Origin of the sequence: Methylomonas sp. 11b (assembly GCF_000515215.1) — a bacterium.
GTDB lineage: Bacteria > Pseudomonadota > Gammaproteobacteria > Methylococcales > Methylomonadaceae > Methylomonas.
In genome coordinates, this window is record NZ_KI911557.1 from 1,583,315 (window position 1) to 1,603,674 (window position 20,360).

General features: G+C 51.8%; 18 protein-coding genes. 16 read left to right on the plus strand and 2 right to left on the minus strand.

Annotated features, from left to right (window positions below; all coding sequences use genetic code 11):
• Positions 1-5: 5 nt before the first annotated feature.
• The 5 genes from METH11B_RS27710 to METH11B_RS0107470 are packed head-to-tail and all read left to right on the plus strand — an operon-like array spanning position 6 to position 8,853.
• On the plus strand, positions 6-6,383 hold the full coding sequence (locus METH11B_RS27710; protein WP_026601488.1) for a hypothetical protein: 6,378 nt from the start codon (positions 6-8) through the stop codon (positions 6,381-6,383).
• Positions 6,384-6,392: 9 nt separating this feature from the next.
• On the plus strand, positions 6,393-7,928 hold the full coding sequence (locus METH11B_RS27715; protein WP_026601489.1) for a hypothetical protein: 1,536 nt from the start codon (positions 6,393-6,395) through the stop codon (positions 7,926-7,928).
• Between the two features lie 2 nt (positions 7,929-7,930).
• On the plus strand, positions 7,931-8,308 hold the full coding sequence (locus tag METH11B_RS0107460) for a hypothetical protein (RefSeq protein WP_026601490.1): 378 nt from the start codon (positions 7,931-7,933) through the stop codon (positions 8,306-8,308).
• 9 nt (positions 8,309-8,317) lie between these two features.
• Positions 8,318-8,509 carry a hypothetical protein gene (locus METH11B_RS0107465; protein ID WP_026601491.1) on the plus strand — a complete coding sequence of 64 codons (192 nt, stop codon included), beginning with the start codon at positions 8,318-8,320 and terminating at the stop codon, positions 8,507-8,509.
• Positions 8,509-8,853 (plus strand): hypothetical protein, encoded by a 345-nt coding sequence (locus tag METH11B_RS0107470; RefSeq protein WP_026601492.1) that lies wholly within the window; start codon positions 8,509-8,511, stop codon positions 8,851-8,853. Before METH11B_RS0107465 ends, METH11B_RS0107470 begins: the two co-directional genes overlap by 1 nt.
• Here the strand turns inward: METH11B_RS0107470 and METH11B_RS0107475 are convergent.
• The gene (locus METH11B_RS0107475; RefSeq protein ID WP_026601493.1) at positions 8,822-9,826 is read right to left on the minus strand and encodes a site-specific integrase; all 1,005 of its coding nucleotides are present in this window, start codon (positions 9,824-9,826) and stop codon (positions 8,822-8,824) included. The two genes, METH11B_RS0107470 and METH11B_RS0107475, sit on opposite strands and share 32 nt — an antisense overlap.
• An 85-nt stretch (positions 9,827-9,911) precedes the next feature.
• Between METH11B_RS0107475 and dusA the strand changes: the two genes are divergently transcribed.
• From dusA to METH11B_RS0107510, 7 genes are read left to right on the plus strand one after another with little or no spacing between them, the layout of a single operon-like run.
• A complete protein-coding gene (dusA, locus tag METH11B_RS0107480) occupies positions 9,912-10,892 on the plus strand; it encodes a tRNA dihydrouridine(20/20a) synthase DusA (RefSeq protein WP_026601494.1) in 981 nt (326 codons plus the stop codon).
• 39 nt (positions 10,893-10,931) lie between these two features.
• Complete coding sequence (folE, locus tag METH11B_RS0107485) at positions 10,932-11,474, plus strand: GTP cyclohydrolase I FolE (protein ID WP_026601495.1); 543 nt, start codon at positions 10,932-10,934, stop codon at positions 11,472-11,474.
• Positions 11,475-11,479: 5 nt separating this feature from the next.
• The gene (gene hemH, locus METH11B_RS0107490) at positions 11,480-12,463 is read left to right on the plus strand and encodes a ferrochelatase (protein WP_026601496.1); all 984 of its coding nucleotides are present in this window, start codon (positions 11,480-11,482) and stop codon (positions 12,461-12,463) included.
• 32 nt (positions 12,464-12,495) lie between these two features.
• Positions 12,496-14,088: a MutS-related protein gene (locus METH11B_RS0107495; RefSeq protein WP_026601497.1), complete on the plus strand. Its 1,593-nt coding sequence runs from the start codon at positions 12,496-12,498 to the stop codon at positions 14,086-14,088.
• Entirely contained in the window at positions 14,085-15,281 is a 1,197-nt protein-coding gene (gene purT, locus METH11B_RS0107500) for a formate-dependent phosphoribosylglycinamide formyltransferase (RefSeq protein WP_026601498.1), read from the plus strand. Before METH11B_RS0107495 ends, purT begins: the two co-directional genes overlap by 4 nt.
• 24 nt (positions 15,282-15,305) lie before the next feature.
• Complete coding sequence (locus METH11B_RS0107505) at positions 15,306-15,881, plus strand: lytic transglycosylase domain-containing protein (protein WP_026601499.1); 576 nt, start codon at positions 15,306-15,308, stop codon at positions 15,879-15,881.
• Positions 15,882-16,745, plus strand: coding sequence for an HDOD domain-containing protein (locus METH11B_RS0107510; protein ID WP_026601500.1), 864 nt, complete (start codon positions 15,882-15,884; stop codon positions 16,743-16,745).
• 59 nt (positions 16,746-16,804) lie between these two features.
• Here METH11B_RS0107510 and METH11B_RS0107515 read toward each other — a convergent pair whose 3' ends face one another.
• On the minus strand, positions 16,805-17,383 hold the full coding sequence (locus tag METH11B_RS0107515; protein ID WP_026601501.1) for a Maf family protein: 579 nt from the start codon (positions 17,381-17,383) through the stop codon (positions 16,805-16,807).
• Between the two features lie 68 nt (positions 17,384-17,451).
• On the opposite strand from METH11B_RS0107515, the gene METH11B_RS0107520 reads away from it, so the two are divergent.
• The 4 genes from METH11B_RS0107520 to METH11B_RS0107535 all read left to right on the plus strand — a co-directional run bounded on the left by METH11B_RS0107520 (position 17,452) and on the right by METH11B_RS0107535 (position 20,358).
• Positions 17,452-17,970 carry a YceD family protein gene (locus METH11B_RS0107520; protein ID WP_020482630.1) on the plus strand — a complete coding sequence of 173 codons (519 nt, stop codon included), beginning with the start codon at positions 17,452-17,454 and terminating at the stop codon, positions 17,968-17,970.
• Position 17,971: 1 nt separating this feature from the next.
• Complete coding sequence (rpmF, locus tag METH11B_RS0107525; RefSeq protein WP_020482631.1) at positions 17,972-18,154, plus strand: 50S ribosomal protein L32; 183 nt, start codon at positions 17,972-17,974, stop codon at positions 18,152-18,154.
• Between the two features lie 210 nt (positions 18,155-18,364).
• Complete coding sequence (plsX, locus tag METH11B_RS0107530; RefSeq protein ID WP_081733767.1) at positions 18,365-19,393, plus strand: phosphate acyltransferase PlsX; 1,029 nt, start codon at positions 18,365-18,367, stop codon at positions 19,391-19,393.
• Positions 19,390-20,358, plus strand: a complete 969-nt coding sequence (locus tag METH11B_RS0107535; protein WP_026601503.1) for a beta-ketoacyl-ACP synthase III — start codon at positions 19,390-19,392, stop codon at positions 20,356-20,358. The genes plsX and METH11B_RS0107535 overlap by 4 nt, the downstream gene beginning before the upstream one ends.
• Positions 20,359-20,360 lie beyond the last annotated feature (2 nt).

The window sequence follows — 20,360 nt, forward strand, 5'->3', positions numbered from 1 at the left end:
AAACAATGCCCGAACAAAACCCCTACCTTGACCAGCTGCAACAAGACAGCGAGGGAGAACTACGCCTATCGATGATGGGTGCGGTGGATAAACAGCCCGACGATGAAGCCGCTATTCGCAAGCTGGCCAAGGATTATGATTTACCGGTTGAAGCCGTGCGGCTGGATAGGCCTACGGTTGAGCGCAAAGCCAAGCTGGACGCCATCGACTACCCTACCCTAGCCAAACAAATGCCGGCCACGGCCAGTTTGTTTAAAGATCCGAACAATGCGGCGGTGGTGTATGACGACCTAGACAACCTGGGCGCCATGGAAACCGCGCTAAAGTACGGTAAGAACATCGGCAAATCGGCGGCAGCCGGATACTTTGGCTTTGGCGAAGGCGCAGCCGGTTTGTTAGAGAGTGGCGCGGATGCCTTGGCCGGCGTAACGGGTCCGGTTGCGGATTTTCTGGGTACGCCCGATGTACTGGGCCGGCCTTTGGCGCGCGACATTAAAGCGCTGCGTACTAATCAACGCGATTGGCGGGAATATTCAACACCAAAAAGCAGCGGAAACGTGGAAGCTGGGGTGTACTCCGGTATTCAATCGCTGACGCAAAACCTATTGACCGCGCCGCTGGCCATTGCCACCAATAATCCCGGTTTAATGTTAAACACTTTGGCCGGGGTAACCGGCGGGCAGTCTTACGGAAAAGCCCGCGACAAAGGCTTGCGCCCTGAGCAGTCCGCATTGTACGGGGCGGCGGATGCGGCGGTGGAATACGGCACGGAAATGATTCCGGTCGGTCGATTGTTTGGCGATTTAAAAGCCGGTTCCTCGGTGTTTAAAACCTTGGGCACCCAGCTGGCCGCCGAGATACCCGGGGAACAAGTGGCCACTGCGCTGCAAGATCTAAACGAATGGTCCATGCTCAACCCTGATCGCAGCTTTGGCGATTACCTGGCCGAGCGTCCGGATGCCGCGATTCAAACCTTGATTGCCACAGTGGTGGGTACCGGCGGCATGGTCGGCACGATTAAGGCGGCGGATGCTTTGGTTAACGGCCAACGCAATAAAGCCCAGTATGCTGAACAAGCCGGCGGCTTTATTGATCAGTTAAACGAATTAGCCGGTGCCAGCAAAGTTTTAAAACGCGCCCCGGATCTGATCAAAAACCTAGCCGATATGGCTTTGGCCGATAGTGACGCGCAAAACGTGTACATCAACGCCAACACCTTGGCGCAATCTGGCGTATTGGAACAAGTGGCTGCGGCTATTCCGGATGTGGCGCGGCAGTTGCCCGATGCCTTGGCCAGCAATGGCGAAATCAAAATAGCCACCAGCGACTATTTAAGCAAAATCGCCGGCGGCAGTTACGCGCAAAGCTTGACTGACCACTTGCGGCTGGAAGGCGACGAATTTACTCGGGCCGAAGCCAAAACCTACCAAGCCAATCATCAAGACGAGTTGAATACCACACTGGAACAGGGCTTAGCCTCCCAAGCCAAGGCCTTGGCCGCGCAGAACTCGCAACAAGCGGTTAAGGATATTGTGGCCGAGAAGCTGAACGCTATCAGCGCGTTTCCGTCCAAAACCGTCGCCGACCACAACGCCAATCTGATCGCCAGTTATTACGCCACGCAAGCCGAGCGCCTGGGCATGTCTGCTGAAAGCCTGTGGGAACGGATGCCGGTGAATGTTGAGCGAGTGATGGCGGGGAATCGGTTGTTGAGCCAAAGCACTACGCCAACCCAAGACAATGCGAACGAAGGCCCGTTTGGCCCCATATTAACCGAACACCAGCACAATGCCGCCAGCGCTATCGCCCAGCTTAAAACCTTGCAAACCGGTGAAGCTATCGGTGCTTTACATCATCCTGAAATCGGCGATATCGATTTGGTGTGGGGCAAGGAAGGTTCCGGGGCCAGCGATGGTTATGGCCTGGCAAAACTGATCAAATACCATCCTGAAGTCGTCGATAATCTACAAGAGATTTTATCGGCCATGCAGGTGGTATCGAGAAGTGAAAACCGCGTTAATTTAGAGTCTGTCGACCATAAAGCGGGAGTAAGGCTTAAGTGGGATAACCAAGCCAAGCATTGGCTGTTAACGGCATTTGAGAAGAGTAGCAGCGACGCCGCCACGAGGACAGACACTGACGGCATTGCTAGTGGAGATGACACAGCTCGCTCCACCATCGCTGAAGATAGTATAGATCAGGATTTAAACCAATACTATCAATCGATTGACAATAAACTAAACCAAACCCAGCGCGGGGCCTTCAACCCCGACACCCGCACCATCACCCTGCTAGACAATGCCGATTTATCCACCTTCTTGCACGAATCCGGCCATTTGTTTTTAGAGCTGCAGTTCGATCTGGCGGCGAATCTGGCTAAAGAAAACGACTTGGTAGGTTTGACCGATACCCAGCGCAAACTGCTGGATGATACCAACAAGCTGTTGCAGTGGTTTGGTGTGGACAGCCTGGACACTTGGTACAACATGGACTTTGAAGCCAAGCGCGGCTTTCACGAGCAGTTTGCTAAAGGCTTTGAGCAATACCTGTTTGAAGGCAATGCGCCAAGCTTGGAACTATCGCGCGTGTTTGCCAGCTTCCGGGCGTGGCTGCAACAGGTGTATCAATACCTGAAAAACTACTTTGACGATGTGCAGTTAAGCGATGACGTGCGCGGCGTGTTTGATCGGATGTTGGCCACGGATGAACAAATCGATTTAGCCCAACAAGGCCGCAGCTTGATGCCGCTGTTTAGTACCGCCGAGAAAAGCGGCCTATCTGATCAGGAGTTTGCCGAGTATCAAGCCGCTTGGAAAAACGCCACCAACGACGCCAAAGAGCAGCTGGCCTTGAAGGGCGTGCGCGATATGCAATGGTTGCAAAATGCCCGCAATCGCACCCTGAAAAACTTGCAACAACAGCATGAGGATTTGCGGCGACAAGTGCGCGCCGAAGTGCGGATGGACGTGTATGCCATGCCGGTATATCAAGCCTGGCAGTTTTTAACCCGTAAGTTAACCGCCGACGACAAGTTACCCGCGAAAAAGCCAGCGGCGACTGATCCTAATATGGTCGATCCGGCGCGTGACTCGTTATTTATTGCCATCGCCAAGCTGGGTGGCCTGGACAAACAAGAAGCGGTCGAGCGCTGGAACTGGGACCAAGTGGACCGCGCGCCGATGCCGGTGTTTGGTAAGCCGGTGGTGCGTAAAACCGGCGGTTTGTCGATTGAAGCCATGGCGGAAAAGCTGTTAGATGAAGGCTATTTAAACGCCGACAGCAACGGCAAGTTTGACATCCGCGAGTTTGAGCAGAAATTCGATGCAGAATCACGCGGCCAGGCGCAATACAGTAACCAGTTTGCCGCCGGGGATTTGTTGGGTGATATGCCCGCCGGTTCGCAAGTGGTTAATCTGTTGGGCTTGCAGGCGGCTAGGCTGGATTACTTTGAAACGGCGGCGATGGATGACATGCATGACGATGTGTTGAAAGCCTTGCAAGATCGCAAGATGACAGCCAGCACAGGTTTGCATCCGGATATTGTGGCCGAGCTGCACGGGTTTAGCTCGGGTGATGAATTGGTGCGCGCCTTGGCCGCTGCTACGCCACCCAAAGAGCTGATCGAGCAATTGACTGATCAGCGCATGATCCAAGAGCATGCCGAGCTATCCAGCCCCAAAGCGATTGACGAAGCCGCCAACCGGGCCTTATACAACGAAGCCCGCGCCAAGTTCGTGACCACGGAAGCCAATGCCCTGGCCCAAGCCACCGGCGGCGTTAAGTTGGTGACCGGTGCCGCGAAGGAAATGGCCGGCAATATGGTCGGTCGAGTAAAGGTGAGAGACTTATCGCCCAGCTTGTACAACCGCGCGGAAGCACGGGCCAGCAAGGCAGCATTGCAAGCCGAGAAAAAGGGCGATATCGAAACCGCAGCGGCGGAAAAGCGCAACCAAGTGTTAAACGCCCAGGCAGCCAAGGCGGCCTACGATGCCCGCGACGATATCGAAAGCGGCTTGAAGTATTTGAAGAAGTTTGACGGCGGCGGCTTGCCGACGATTGCGGCCGATTACAATGATCAGATATTGGCGATTCTGGACCGGTACGATTTTAGAAAGCTGAGCGATGCCGAGCGCAACCGCCGCGAGTTGTCCTTGTCTGAATGGTTGGCCGAGCAGGAAAACCAGGGCTTAACGCCCAATGTGCCGCCGGAGTTATTGCGAGAGCATCAGCGCATACCCTACAAAGATTTGACCGTGGAAGAACTGCGCGGGTTGATCGATACGGTTAAGCAGATTGCGCACATGGGCCGGGAGCAGAAAAAGCTGTTGGTGTTAAGCCAGAAGCGCAATTTCATGGAAATGGAAACAGAGGTGATGGACAGCATTATGCTAAATGCGGGTGACCGGGTGGCAAGTGATCGATCCGCACAAGATGCGTTTGGAAAGTTTAAAGAAGGCTTGGGCGGGTTTTTCTTTAGCCACATTCGGGCCGGGGCGATTGCCAGGGTGTTGGATGGCGGAAAAGATGGCGGGCCGATGTGGGATTACTTTGTGCGGCCGGCCAACGTGCGCGGCGAATGGGAAACCAGCAAGCGCGCCGAGTACACGCAAAAGCTGAGCAACATTATGGAGCCGGTGTTTAAAGGCGGCAAGTTAGGGGGCAAAGGTAAGTATTTCCCCACTATCCATCGCAGCTTAAACAAAACCCAAGTGCTGGCCATAGCGTTAAACATGGGCAACGATAGCAATATGCAGCGGTTGCTGGGCGGCGAGGGTTGGACGGAAAGCCAGATAAGGCCGGTAGTGGCGACCTTGACCGCCGACGATTGGCGCACCGTGCAAAAGGTGTGGGAACTGTTTGAAGAGTTTAGGACATTGATTGCCGACAAAGAGCGGCGATTGTATGGCAAAGAGCCCAACTGGATACCGCCAAAGCCTTTTGTGGCCATGTCCGTGGATGGGCCGATAGAGATGGCCGGCGGTTATTACCCGGTTAAGTACGATCCAAGGGCCAGCATTGGCGCCGAACAACATGCCGACGCTGAAGAAGCACGTGCGCAACTTAAGGCGGCCTATTCTGCTGCTACCACACGTCGCAGCTTTACCAAAAATCGGGTGGATGCGGTATTGGGCCGGCCTTTGCTTTTGTCGCTAGATGGGGTGTTTAACGGCTTAAATGAAGTGATCCATGATTTGGCCTGGCATGAATGGCTGATCGATATGAATAAGGTGCTTGGTTCCCGGCGTATCGATGGCGCGATTCGGCACCATTACGGGCCTGATTACGTGCGGGTGTTGAAGCAATGGGAAAAAGATATTGCCGGCGGCGACACTGCCACCATGCGCGGTTGGGAAAAGGCCGGGGCTTGGATGCGGCAGAATGTCAGTGCGGCGGGCCTGTCGTTTAACTTGATGTCGGCGGCCATGCAGTTTACCGGCGTGACGCAATCATTTGTGCGGGTGGGTGCGCCGTGGGTATCGCGCGGCATGTTGCAAATGATGGGGCAGCCTAAAGAAACCATGGCGTTCGTGAACGAACGTTCTGTGTTTATGAGCAACCGCAGCCGTACCAGGTTCCGCGAGTTGTCCGAGTTGCGCAACCGGATACAGTATCAAAGCGAAGCCAAGGCCGGGTTTGATTCGGCTAAGTTCTGGTTGATTATGCGGGCCCAAGGCTTGGTGGATTATCCGACTTGGTTAGGTGGATTTTATAAAGCCCTGGCCGAAAACCACGGTGAAGATAAAGCCGCCGCGTTAGCGGACCAGGCGGTAATCGATGCCCAAGGCGGCGGTGAAACCAAAGACTTATCTGCCATCGAAAACGACAAAAACCCGCTGAGCCGGTTGTTTACCCTGTATTACAACTTTATGGGCACCTTGCTGAATTTAGGCTTTGTCGAAACCCAAACCGAAAAAGACAAAGGCAAGCTGGCCGCCAAAATGCTGCTGTTGTTTACCGTGCCGGTGGTGCTGGAACATGCCTTGCGCGCGGCGTTAACGCCAGACGGCGACGACTGGGACGAAGTGGATTATGAAAAACATCTGAGGGAAATGCTGGGCGAGCTGGCCGATAAGGTGATTGGCTTGCTGGTGTTGGTGCGGGAATTTAAAGAGCCTATCAAATATGCAATCGGCCTGAGTGACCAAGTACGCAATTACGAAGGCCCGACTGGTTTGCGCCTGGTGGGTGATTCCGGCGACTTGGCCGTACAAGCCCAGCAAGGCGACTTTGACGCCGCTTTCCGCAAGGCCTTTATCAACGTAATGGGCGACGTGACCGGCCTACCCTCTGCACAAATCAACAAAACCTGGACCGGCGCCGAAGCGCTGGCCGATGACAACACCGATAACACCGCGGCCTTGCTGCTGGGCTTTAAAAAATAAGGGGACTTTATGACCGTAGCCGATGAACCGCGCAAAGCGGGGCCGTATAACTGTGATGGAGTGGTAACCGTCTTTCCGTTTAGTTTTAAAGTGTTTGCGGCTGCGGATTTGTTGGTTGTACACACTGATGCCAATGATGTCGAAACCGATTTGGCCTTAGCTGCCAACTACACAGTCAGTTTGAATAGTGATCAGGACAATAACCCGGGCGGGACGATTACGACGATTGGTGCGTATCCGCTCGGTGATCGCATTACGATGACGTCCGATATCGCCTATAGCCAAAATTTGCAACTGACCGGCGCCGGCGGTTTTTATCCGACGTCGATTAGTGATGCGCTGGACAGGGTAGTGATGCAGGTTCAACAAATCGTTGAACTGTTGAGTCGCACGGCACGCGCGCCATTGTCCGGCATTGGCTCATTGACGCCTTCGGAATGGGTGTTTGGTATAAATGCCTCCGGCGTAGCTACTTTGGTTAAGCTGGCAGATATTACACAGTCGGCTATTTCGGCGTTTATGTCGAATATTTTAGTATCCAGCGACAAACATCAAGCCCGAGCGTTACTGGGGGTAAAGACTAAAAACCACTTAGTAAATGGTTCGATGGCAATCGACACCATTTATGCAGGCGACACATATCCTGATGTTAGCGGCTATACATTAGATCAATGGTTTAGCACTAGGGTAGGCGCGGTGGCAGGGTGCAATATTGCTAGGGTTAGTTACTCTTTGGGTATTGATAACTATGCAATGAAAATTAGCAGGACGGCTGGAAATAATAGCAATGCCATGCTTATGAACTATCAGCCTTTAGAGTTGGTTAATTGCGCCATATTTCAAGGAGAAACGGTAACGTTTTCATTTTTGGCCGGTACTGGCGCAGACACCAGTGCATTAACTGGTAATGTTGCCCAGATTTATTATCAAACAACAGCTACAGAAAAAAGCCCTACAGATACATGGACTTTATTAGATTCACAAAACTTTTCTGTTACAAATAATAACCCGGGTAATTATTACGATTTCCAATTTTCCATCCCAGCAAATTCTACGCAGTTAATGGTAGCCGTTGGATTTGTTGTTAGCGGCATTGCTGGAGCCGATGATTCAAGATATTTAACTAATGCACAATTAGAAATTGGTACAAATAGAAGCGATTTTGAATGGATTCCGTATGACGAAAAATTAAAGCAGTGTCGAAGATACCTGCAAAAATCGTATTTTCAAGATATAAAAGTCGGTCAGTCTACGCCTATTTACTCAGGGCAATTAACGCAAATCGCGCTTAATACCAATTCATTTTATACCAGTTTCCCAGGCTTTAAGTTATCCGAAGAAATGCGCGCCGTTCCTAGTTTTGGTTTTTATAACGCCGATGGTGTCAACCATGGTTCTTATTATAATTATTCAATCAACGCCGTCGATAATGGTGTAGCTTTAAGTTTTGCGTCAACCAAGGAATTTGGCATTGGCAGTTCTTCAAACACCATGACAGTCGATCAACTTTACGCTACTCATTGGGTAGCCAGCGCGAGAATATAAGTATGTTTAGTATTATGCCGAATGGCTTTATTGTTCGCTTATCTGATGGCGTTATTATTCCAAACGACATCTCCAACAACGACTATAAAAAGTATCTTGATTGGAAATCGTTAGGAAACGAGCCATCAATACATGTGCCAACCCAATTAAGTGGGGCAACAAAAATCACCCGTTTAAAAGCGCGTTTAGCAATGGCTGATAAAGGTGTTTTAGATCAGCTGGAAAGCTGGATTGCTACACAACCGCAACAGGTTAAAGTGCTGTATGAAGATAGCGATTGGATTTTTAAGGATAACAGCATAGTAAAACAAGCCGCTTTGGCCTTGAATTGGAGCGATGCATTTTTAACGGAGTTATTTACATTGGCGGCGTCTTTATAGGGGGAATATATGAAATTATTTGGCTTTCCAATTGAAATTGACTGGCGACAAAAGGCCACTATTCGCGGGGCGATTATGTCGCTTTTTGCGGCCGTGGCTTTGATCAGTTATTTGGTGACATTAAATGCCGCGGTTCCAGGCGTGGTTATGTCAATCGGTTCCGGCTTGTCTGGGGCGCTTGGGCTACTGGTAAAAGACTGATGCTGGTCGAGCGCATTACAAACTCCACCATCTTAGGTTTTGATGGCGACAAAAGTCCGGACAACATGGACGCTTATCAGCTGGTCGGGCAGATAAAGTACACGGATGACGTGGCAATTGTTGAAGCCGTGCTGGGCAATCTGCCGATTGAGCACATGCGTGAATTAGTGGCCATTTGCTTACGGCGGAAATGTCGGTTTATCGTGTCCAAACGTAGTGAGCACAGTTGCTTGCCCGTGGGTCACGTTGTTGAAAGTGGGCCATTTGCCGGCTGGTGGTACATCGTGCTGGATGAATTGATCGGCACGCGCTTTAGATCTGTACATCACCCGGTTCCAGGTTAACGTACCGTTGCAAGGTTGACCATTGGCTATGCAGGGTGACTTGCTGCATGTCGACAATCGACAAACCTTGTTCTGACAAGCGGCTGGCTGCTTCGTGGCGTAAATCGTGGAAGTGCAAGCCTTGTATATCCAGCAAATGGCAGGCACGGGTAAAGTAGCCGCCGATGGTTTTGCTGTTGTAGGGGAAAATACGTCCTTTGCGCTGGCCGTGCTTCATAATGATCTTGTACGCGCTGCGCGGCAGTTTGGCCCATTTTGATAGATCTTTTTTGCGGGGATCTTTAAGGCCGCGAACTAGAATCGTGCGCTTGTCGTGGTTGATGTCTTCCCAACGTAATTGGGTTATTTCATTTTGCCGGCGGGCGCTGTAGATAGCAAACCACATAATATGCAGCATCCACGATCCGGCAAAGTGCCGAGATAGCGCATACAATTCCTGCTTGGTTGGTCGTCTTTCCCGACGGGTCGATTTAGCAATCAATCCTTCCTTTCGTAACACTTCCCGCGCGGCGTCGAATATCGATAGATCCAGGCCCAGTTCATGGGCGCCGCTCATGGTCTTTAGTACCGTTCCTATCCATACCAAATCATTACCGGCAGTTTGCGGCAAGCATTCCGTGTTGCGCTGCTTGACATGCTTTATCAAATCGCCGGCTTTTAAGTCGTGCACATCCAGCTTAGCAATGTCGTGCTTGATCAGTTTGGTTAAGTCCGCTAACTTGCTGCGGCCAGTGGGCCGAAACTCTTCAATATACTGCTCAATCACCTGCCCTAGCGGCAGCCGGTCTTTGCGGCCGTAAACATCATTTTCCTGCAATTCGACTTCGCGCTGTTTGGCCCAGTCGGCAGCCAGTTTTTTTTTCAAAAACGATTTGCTTTCTCGATGCACAATAGTGCCGCGTTTTTTGATAACGATCTCCGCCCGGTAAACCGGCGTGCCGTCTTTCTTGAGTCGCTTGGTTATCGTCGCCATGTGGTACGCCTAAAAGTTAAGGCGTACTATAGTCGTACCAATTTATAAAATTAGCAACAATTCAAACGTATTTGAAGCAAATAAAATGCAATTAAAACAACATGAACAGTTTAACTTGTTTTCTGTGGCGCCTATGCTGGATTGGACTGACCGACATTGTCGGTATTTCCATCGAACCTTATCCCGACATGCCTTGCTGTACAGCGAAATGGTCACCACCGGCGCCATATTATTTGGCAACCGCGATCGGCATTTACAGTTCAGCTCAGCAGAACACCCGCTGGCTTTACAACTAGGCGGCAGCAATCCAGCGGATTTAGCAGAGTGCGCAAAAATTGCCGCCGACTATGGCTACGACGAGATCAATTTAAATGTCGGCTGCCCTAGCGACCGGGTGCAAAATGGCCGCTTCGGCGCCTGTTTGATGGCCGAACCCGATTTGGTGGCCCAATGCGTGGCAGCGATGCGGCAAGCCGTGTCTATACCGGTAACGGTGAAATCGCGCATCGGTATCGATGATCGCGATTCTTACGCAGAACTAACACACTTTATAAATACTGTAGCGGCGGCGGGTTGCCAGACGTTTATCGTGCATGCCCGCAAAGCCTGGCTATCCGGCCTGTCACCCAAGCAAAATCGTGACGTACCGCCACTGCGTTATGACGTGGTGTTGCAATTGAAGCAAGATTTTCCGGCGCTTAATATAGTTATCAACGGCGGCATCGAATCCTTGGATAGCTCGCTGGAACTATTGACGCAAGTTGACGGGGTAATGCTGGGCCGGGAGGTTTATCACAATCCGTATTTACTAGCGGAAGTAGACCAACGCTTGTTTAACGACGAGCATCCAATCCCATCGCGGCAAGAAACGGTATTAGCCCTGCTACCTTATATAGAGCAGCAATTACAACAAGGCGTGAGAGTGCATTGCATTAGCCGGCATATGCTAGGACTATTTCATGGTGTCGATGGCGCGCGGGCCTGGCGCCGCCATCTCAGCGAAAACGCTACTCGTTTTGGAGCCGGCAGTCAGGTGATTTTGGACGCCTTAGAATTTACAGTTTGATGCTGTATACTCACGACATTTTTTTACTCGGGGGCGGCAATGGAAGAATATTTCTCCAAAATCATTCAGGCAATAGGCGAAGACGTGAATCGGGAAGGTTTGCGGGACACGCCGAAACGGGCCGCGAAAGCCTTTAAATTTCTGAATAACGGTTACGATAAAACCCTGGAAGAGGTACTGAACGGCGCGATATTTCAAGCGGACACCGAGGATATGGTGATCGTAAAAGACATCGAGCTTTACTCGCTATGCGAGCATCATCTATTGCCTTTCATCGGCAAATGCCACATCGGATACCTACCAAAAGGCAAAGTCTTAGGCCTGTCCAAACTGGCACGGATCGTTGATATGTACGGTCGCCGCCTGCAAATCCAGGAACAATTGACTCGGCAAATCGCCAAGGCGGTAGAAACAGCCATCGACGCCCGCGGCGTAGCGGTGGTCATCGAAGCGAAGCATTTGTGCATGATGATGCGCGGCGTGGAAAAACAAAACTCGGTGATGACTACCTCGGTGATGCTGGGTATTTTTCGAGAAGAAATCAGTACCCGTTCCGAATTCCTCAACCTCATTAACCGCTGAAAAACATGACCGACACAAGCGCGAAAAAAGTTGGGGTCTTACTGGTCAATCTAGGATCGCCCGCCTCCCCTAAAACCGGCGATGTGCGCCGCTTCCTGCGCGAATTTCTCGGCGACCCACGCGTGGTCAATCTGCCCAGACCCTTATGGTGGCTGATTTTGAATCTGTTCGTGCTGCCATTTCGCCCCAAAAAATCGGCGCATGCCTATCAATCAATCTGGACCGAACAAGGCTCGCCGTTGATCGTATTCACCGAAAAGCTGACCGCCAAGTTGCAAGGTTTTGCGGGCGTAGACGGCTCCAATCTAGTCATCGATTGCGCGATGCGCTACGGCAAACCAGCCTTGCGGGAAAAGCTGCAAAACTTTCAGAAACAAGGTGTCCACGAGATCGTCATTCTGCCCTTGTATCCGCAGTATTCCTCCACCACCACCGCCTCGATTTTCGACGTGGTGGCCGAGGAATTTGTCAGTTGGCGGCACATGCCTGGCCTGCATTTCATCAGCGATTTTCATGAACACCCCAGTTACATCGAAGCCTTGGCGCAATCGGTGCGCCAGCATTGGCAAGCCAATGGCCAAGCTGAATTGCTGTTGCTGTCATTTCACGGCTTGCCGGCTAAGCTGACCGAATGGGGCGACCCCTATTTCTATCAATGCCAAACCACCGGTCGCCTGCTCGCCGAGCAATTGGGACTGAATGACCAACAATGGAAATTGGTATTTCAATCGCGTTTCGGCAAAGCGGAATGGCTGAAACCTTATTGCGTGGAAGTGTTGCAGGAATTGCCGCAACTAGGCATCAAAAACGTGGACGTGATTTGTCCGGGATTCTCGGTAGACTGTCTGGAAACACTGGAAGAAATAGCCATCGCCAACCAGGAGATTTTTCTGGAAGCCGGCGGCGAGACATATCGTTATATTCCGTGTTTAAACGACAGCGATGCACATGTCGAGGTGATGCTTGATTTAATCAAAACCGTGCACTAAATAAAGCGCGGCACATAAAAACCGGGGGTAATATGCAACAAAACATCTTACAAAGCTGGAACGACGAATGGCCGGCAGTGCGGTCGAGCCAACCCTTGCCCACCGGTGAAGGCGTCATTGATCAAGGCGCGTTTAACACCATTGAAGTGGACGAACTGTTCGATTACGTCAACTACGCCAGCACTACAGCCGGTAAAACCGTGCTGTATCGCTCGCTAAGCCAACCCTTGAACGATCTGGATGCGATAGCCGCCAAACAAGCAGCGGTGCGGGAAATTCAAGACAATCCGGATGTGCGCGCCAACGTCGAAAATATTATCGCCAACGCTGCCTCAGCGGAAAACCGGCTTTATTTATTGTTATTCGGCGAATTTCTCGGTGGTTTCGGCACGGCGCGCGAAGACCATCAAATCGAAGGTTACGGCTACAAACAATATGTGCGCGGCGTGCGCGTGGTCTTGAGTCTGGTCGGTGCTATCTACAACTCCGGCAAGCCGCAAAGTCCTTATCTGCAAAGCGTCTTCGAGAAGATCGGCAATTTTTCGCACAGCAACGAATACTCGCTGATGGTCGGCCCGGTCTACAACAGTGAGAAAGGCCTGCAAAGCAAGGAGGAACGCAAAAACTCGTTCTCGCCGGCGACTATCTTCCGGCCCACCTTGTTCAAACCGATGTTGATCGGCTTGCTGATCGCCGCGATCTGGGGCTTGATGCAAATTTTCCCGACCGATATGTTTCAGGTCACCCGTGACGGCTTGTCGGTCGCTTCGGTGTTTTTTCTGCCCTTGGCCTTGGCTTATATTCCGGTAATCGGCGGTTATGATCGAGACAACTGCATCATTCCGTTACGCAACATCTATCGTAATTCACAGGCGCTCGGCGATATGCTGGATGGCCTGGGCCAACTCGACGAATTGCTAGCCTTTATTAAGTATGCCGAAGATTACGGTAGCGAGATGGTGCTGCCGGAACTGAACGCCAACGAACATCACAATATCAAATTAGTCGCGGCGAAAAACCCGGTACTGGGCCAAAAAAACCCAGATTATGTCGGCAACGATTTCAGCATGGACGACGAGCGCCTGGTTTGCGTGACGGGTCCCAATAGCGGCGGTAAAACCGCATTTTGCAAAACCGTCACCCAAATTCAATTGCTGACGCAAATCGGCTGTTTCGTGCCGGCCCAAGCTGCCAGCTTGAGCGTCGCCGACCGGATTTTCTATCAATGCCCAGAGATTAGTCACCTCGACGACGGCGAAGGCCGTTTCGGCACAGAATTGAAACGCACTCGCGATATTTTCCTGGCCAGCACCGCAAAAAGCTTGGTGGTGCTTGACGAAATGGCGGAAGGCACTACCTTTGAAGAGAAGATGCAGTCGTCTATCGACGTGCTGGACGGTTTTTACCGCAAAGGCAACAGCACCATTTTAATTACCCATAACCATCAACTGGTGGACGAGTTTGTGAAAAGAAAAATCGCAGTCCCCAAACAAGTGGAATTTGCCGACGACTTGCCGACTTTTAAATTGATCGCCGGCATTTCCCGGGTCAGTCACGCCGACCGTGTGGCGAAAAAAATTGGTTTTTCCAAGCAAGACATCGATAACTATTTAGCGAAATCATGAAAATAGGCACCCCTGACAGCGTCAGCGCCACCAAAGCTTTATTACTGGGCAGCGGCGAATTGGGCAAAGAAATCGCCATCTCGCTGCAACGCTACGGCGTGGAAGTGATTGCAGTTGATCGCTATGCCGGTGCGCCGGCCATGCAAGTCGCGCATCGCAGCCATGTGATAGACATGACCGATGCAAATGCAGTGAAAACGCTGATTGCCAGCGAACAGCCGCATTACATCATCCCCGAAATCGAAGCAATTGCCACCGATGCACTGGCGGAAATTGAAGTCCAAGGCCAAACTACCGTCGTACCCAACGCCAGAGCGATTCAATTGACGATGAATCGCGAGGGCATACGCGAGCTAGCTGCGGCTGAACTCGGACTACCCACCTCGAAATACGCGTTTGCCGAAACCTTTGAACAACTGAAATCCGCAGTCGATAGTGGCATTGGCTACCCCTGCTTTATCAAACCCACCATGTCGTCGTCCGGTAAGGGTCAGTCCATGGTGAAAAGCGCCGATCAATTGCAAGCCGCCTGGGATTACGCCAAGGCTGGCGGTCGCGCCGACACCGGTAAAGTGATCGTCGAAGCCAAGATCGATTTTGATTTTGAAATTACTTTGCTCACGGTGCGCGCGCTGGACGGAGACGGCCAGGTACATACCTATTTCTGCGAACCGATAGGCCACCGCCAAGAAAACGGCGATTATCGGGAAAGCTGGCAACCGCAGGCGATGAGCGCAAAGGCTATTACCTTATCCCAGCAAATCGCCGACAAAGTGACTACTGCCTTGGGCGGCTTGGGTTTATTCGGCGTGGAATTGTTCATCGACGGCGATCAAGTCTGGTTTAGCGAAGTCAGTCCCCGACCGCACGACACCGGCATGGTGACGATGGCCAGCCAACGGCAAAGTGAATTTGATTTACATGCCCGCGCCATTCTTGGCTTGCCGGTCAGCACCACTTTGGATAAAACCGCCGCCAGCGCGGTGATTCTGGGCGGCATAGACGCCAAAGCCGTGACCTATCAGGGCTTGGAAAAAGCATTGGCTATAGCCGATACCGACATTCGCCTGTTCGGCAAACCGGAAGCTTTCGTGTCAAGGCGCATGGGCGTAGCACTCGCCACGGCCGACAACGTCAGCGAGGCTCGAGCCAAAGCAGTCCGGGCGGCCAGCCTGATTAGCGTGACTGAATGAGTTCAATCGGTAAAAGGTGACGCGATGAGACCCCTGCTGATTGTCACACTATCGATAACGCTAATCACCGATGCGGGGGCGGACATTTTCAAATACACCGATCCTAGCGGTCGAGTGTATTACACCGATGAGCCGAAAAAAGGCTTCGATTACCGCTTGATCATCCGCACCCGGCCGCGCACATACAGCCGCGACCTAAAGTTCATGTCGGGTAATAAACTCAAATTTAACGATTTGGTTGCCAAGGCTGCGGCCAAACATCAAATGGACCCCAAACTGCTGCACGCGGTGATCCAAGCCGAATCGGCTTATAACCCCAATGCCGTATCGTCGGCCGGCGCGGTGGGTTTGATGCAGTTAATGCCGGATACCGCGCGCCGCTACGGTGTCACCGACCGGCGCGATGCCGAGCAAAATGTCGACGGTGGTACCCGTTACTTGAAAGATTTACTGGCGATGTTCAACTCCAATCTGACCTTGGCGGTAGCCGGTTATAATGCCGGCGAAGGCGCGGTGATGAAATACAATAATAGCGTACCGCCCTATCCCGAAACCCGCAATTACGTGCAGCACGTCATGGCGCTGTATCGGAAGAGTTAATTGAAAGCTGCTGCCATCAAGCAATTGATTGCCGGCTCGACCGAGCTATTTTCCCTACCCGACATTTATTTCCAACTTAGCGAGATGATCCGCGATTCGCGTTATTCACTGGCTGACATCGGCAAGGTTATCGCCAAGGATCCGGCTCTGAGCGCACGGTTGTTGCGGGTAGTGAATAGTCCTTTCTACGGTTTTCAAGCCAAAATCGACACCATTTCCCGCGCCGTTACCGTAATAGGCATCGACGACCTGAGTAATCTGGTATTGGCTACCACGGTTGTTGATCGCTTCGGAAAAATTCCCGACGAACTGATCGACATGACCTCGTTCTGGATGCGCAGCATACATTGCGCGGTCATTGCCCGTCTGCTGGCAAAAGCCAGCGCCGTGCTGCATACCGAAAGACTGTTCCTGGCCGGTCTACTGCATGACATTGGCTCACTGCTACTCAGTCAAAAAATGCCCGAGCAATATCTTAGAGCATTACTTGCCGCCAACCATAACCGCGCCTTGTTGGCCGGCTTCGAACAAGAACTGATCGGCTTTACTCATGCAGAGGTCGGCGGGGAATTGCTGAAAACCTGGGGCTTACCGGAATCCCTGTACGAAACCACAAGCTGCTATCTGGAACCCGCCGATGCCCAAGTGCACAAATTGGACGCTCATTTGCTGCATATGGCGGCGCGCTTGGTCGATAGCGGCCAACAAGCCGATGGCCTGGAATTAGCCGTTGCGGAATTCTCCAATCAATCGTTAACGCTGGTGCGTTTAACCCGAGAGCAAATCATCTCGATGATGGAACAAGTCGAGGAGGAATTTTTGCAGATGTTTGAATTACTTGGCCCGACTAAGAAGTTTCATTAGCGGTATTGGCTATAAATCTTTAAACAAAGGCATAAGCAAGCCCGGCGTGTCGCCGCCCACTAAAGAACAGAGACATCAAATTCTTCCAATAACACCACCAGTTTTATCAACGGCAAACCGACCAGCGCATTGGGGTCCTCGCCGACAATTTTACTGAATAGCGCGATACCCAAGCCCTCGGATTTGAAGCTGCCGGCACAATCGAAGGGCCGATCCATATCGATGTACTTTTCAATCTGCGGCGATGTCAGCGTTTTGAAATGCACGCTACAAACATCCATATCGCTTAAGCTTCGGCCCGTTGCGCTATTCAAAACACAGACACCAGTATAAAATTGCACCGTCCGGCCGGATTGCTTGGCAAGTTGTTGAATTGCCGCGTCGCGCCCGCCGGGTTTTCCCAATATCTCTTGGCCTAGCACGGCAACCTGATCGGAACCGATGATTAAATGATTAGGGTATGTTTTGCCGACTTCTTCAGCCTTAGCCTGCGATAATCTGTGTACCAAAGCGTCCGGCGATTCGCCCGATTGCGGGCTCTCGTCAATGTCGCTGCTGCAACTAAGGAAATCCAGACCCAGTTTTTCCAACAATTGGCGGCGGTATTTCGAACTCGAGGCAAGGACTATGGCGGTCATCGGTAGTTAGTGGTTTGAGTAGGTGTGCGTTTGACGCAACAGTTAGTTATCTGTATGATTGTACAGTTATGTCAGACAAGTTTCCCGACCATATCGATCCCTTATTGTTCGCCGAAAGACGAGGCGCGCTATCCGGGGATATAAAAATCGCTGCGCTCGAGCGCTTGTCTGATAGCGTGATCGATCATGGCGGCAGCGTTAGCGCCAAGATCGAATTTGGTAAGGAAGGCAAACGCATCGTGGTTGCCGGCCATATCGAGGGTGTTGTGGAATTGGCGTGTCAGTCTTGTTTGCAAGCACTGACTTGGCCGCTGGATATCGATTTTAAATTGGCTGTTGTCTCTTCGCTACAGGAAGCAAAGCAACTGGACGATTGCGAACCGCTATTACTGGACGGCGACACTCTATCGTTAAACGCCGTGATCGAAGACGAAATCCTGCTGGCATTGCCCGACTACCCTCGGCATGAACACGATTGTCTCGCGCACAACCGTTCGGAAGATGCCGATTACAGCGCAATAGATAGTCAGACTAAGGCTAACAACCCTTTTTCTGTTTTAGCAAAACTTAAAAAAACTGGAGATTGAAATGGCAGTACAAAAGAGCAAAGTATCGCGTTCCAGACGCGGTCAACGTCGTTCACACGACGCATTAGTCGGCAAAACCCTGGCTCAGGATCCATTGACCGGCGAAACTCATCTGCGTCACCACATGACGCCGGACGGTTTCTTCAAAGGCCGTCAAATCATTGCCGGCAACGACGAAGATTAATCGTTTTAAACTGCCATAGGCCGACTCGCTGCCCATTCGCAAGGCGAGTCGAGCAGCCCTCAGTCCAAGACCGGCCGCAAGTATCGCGTTTTCCAGCGCAATCGTCAGCACGACGGGCAGTAATATTTGATTTATTGATAGTCTCTGGGTAAGCCAACGCGTCGCTGGACAGCTGTTGGCTCCTTTCAACTACTGGAGTTAGTCCTAAGCGTGAGCTCAACTCTCTCAATTGACGCCATGGGTGGGGATTTCGGTCCTCAAGTTACCGTTCCCGCCTCACTGGCCTGTTTAAGAAAAAATCCGGACTTAAATCTGATCATGGTTGGCGATGAATCGGTTCTTGGTAACCTGCTATCCCAAGCGCTGGTCGAGTTTAAAGGTCGGATCAGTATTCAACACGCCTCGCAAGTGGTCGAAATGGATGAAGCGCCGCAAAAAGCCTTGAAGAATAAAAAAGATTCTTCCATGCGCGTGGCGATTAATCTGGTTCAGGAAGGCAAGGCCGATGCCTGCGTCAGCGCCGGTAACACTGGAGCACTGATGGCAACAGCCCGTTTTGTGCTGAAAATGATACCCGGCATCGAACGCCCGGCGATTATTTCCACACTGCCGTCTACTTTTGGCCACACCCACATGCTGGATTTAGGCGCCAATGTCGATTCCAGCGCCGAACATCTGTACCAGTTTGCCGTCATGGGCGAAGAAGTGGTCAAGGCCGTGGAAAACATCGATCGCCCGCGCATCGGCTTGCTAAACATCGGCGAAGAAGACATGAAAGGCAACGAACAAGTCAAAGCCGCCGCGAAATTACTGGAAAATTCCGGGCTGAATTATATCGGCTACGTCGAAGGCAACTCGATCAACGCCGGCAGCGTCAAAGTCGATTTGATCGTCGCCGACGGTTTCGTGGGTAACGTGGCCCTGAAATCGATAGAAGGCGCGGCAAAAATGATAGGCGGCAAACTGAAGGACAGTTTTTCGCAAAACTGGCTGACCAAATTAGCAGGCCTGATTGCTTATCCGGTTTTAAAGCGCTTTAAAGACAGCATAGACCCGCGTCTCTATAATGGCGCAAGTTTCATCGGCCTGCGCGGCCTGGTAATCAAAAGCCACGGCGGCGCCGACGCACTGGCTTTCGAAACCGCCATCCATTTGGCGGAAGTGGAAGTTGCGCAGGGCGTTATTCGTAAAATCAGCGAAAAACTAGAACTCGCGCTGACCCAAAAGGTTGATGAATGACACGCTGGACTCATGTTATCGGTACGGGCGGCTATCTGCCCGAAACCATACGCACCAATGACGATATTTCCGCCACGGTGGACACGTCCGACAGCTGGATCTATGAAAGAACCGGCATCAAAAGCCGCCGCATAGCCGGCCCCGACGAAACCGCTTCCAGCATGGCGGAAATCGCCGCCAGACAAGCTATTGAGGCGGCCGGCATTGCTGCGACAGACATCGATATGATCATCGTTGCCACCGGCACGCCGGATCGCGTCTATCCCAGTACGGCCTGCCTGTTGCAGGAACGCCTGGGCATCAAGCAATGTGTCGGCTTCGATATTCAAGCCGCTTGCTCCGGTTCTGTCTACGGGCTAAGCATCGCCGATCAATACCTGAAAACCGGTTTTGCCAAAAACGTACTGGTGGTGGGCACGGAAATTTGCTCGCGCATTGTCGATTGGACCGACCGCGGCACCTGCATTCTGTTCGGCGACGGCGCTGGCGCAATTTTGCTGACCTCAGGCGACAAACCGGGCATCTTGTCCACGCATATTCATTCCGACGGCGGCTACGAAGATTTATTGTATTGTCCCAATCCGCAGGTAGCGGCAGTCGCCAAACAAAACGAAATGGCTTACATCAGCATGCGCGGCAACGAAGTATTTAAGGTCGCGGTCAACACGCTGGGCCGGATTGTCGATGAAACCCTGGAAGCCAACGGCTTGCAGCAAAGCGATATCGATTGGCTGGTGCCGCATCAAGCCAACACGCGCATTATCGCCGCCACTGCCAAAAAACTGGGCATGTCCATGGATCAAGTGATTCTGACCCTGGAAAACCAAGGCAACACCTCCTCCGCCTCCGTGTTATTGGCGTTTAACGAAGGTGTGCGCGACGGCCGCATTCAACGCGGACAAACCGTATTAATGGAAGCTTTTGGAGCCGGCTTTACCTGGGGTTCCGCATTAATTAGGTACTAAAC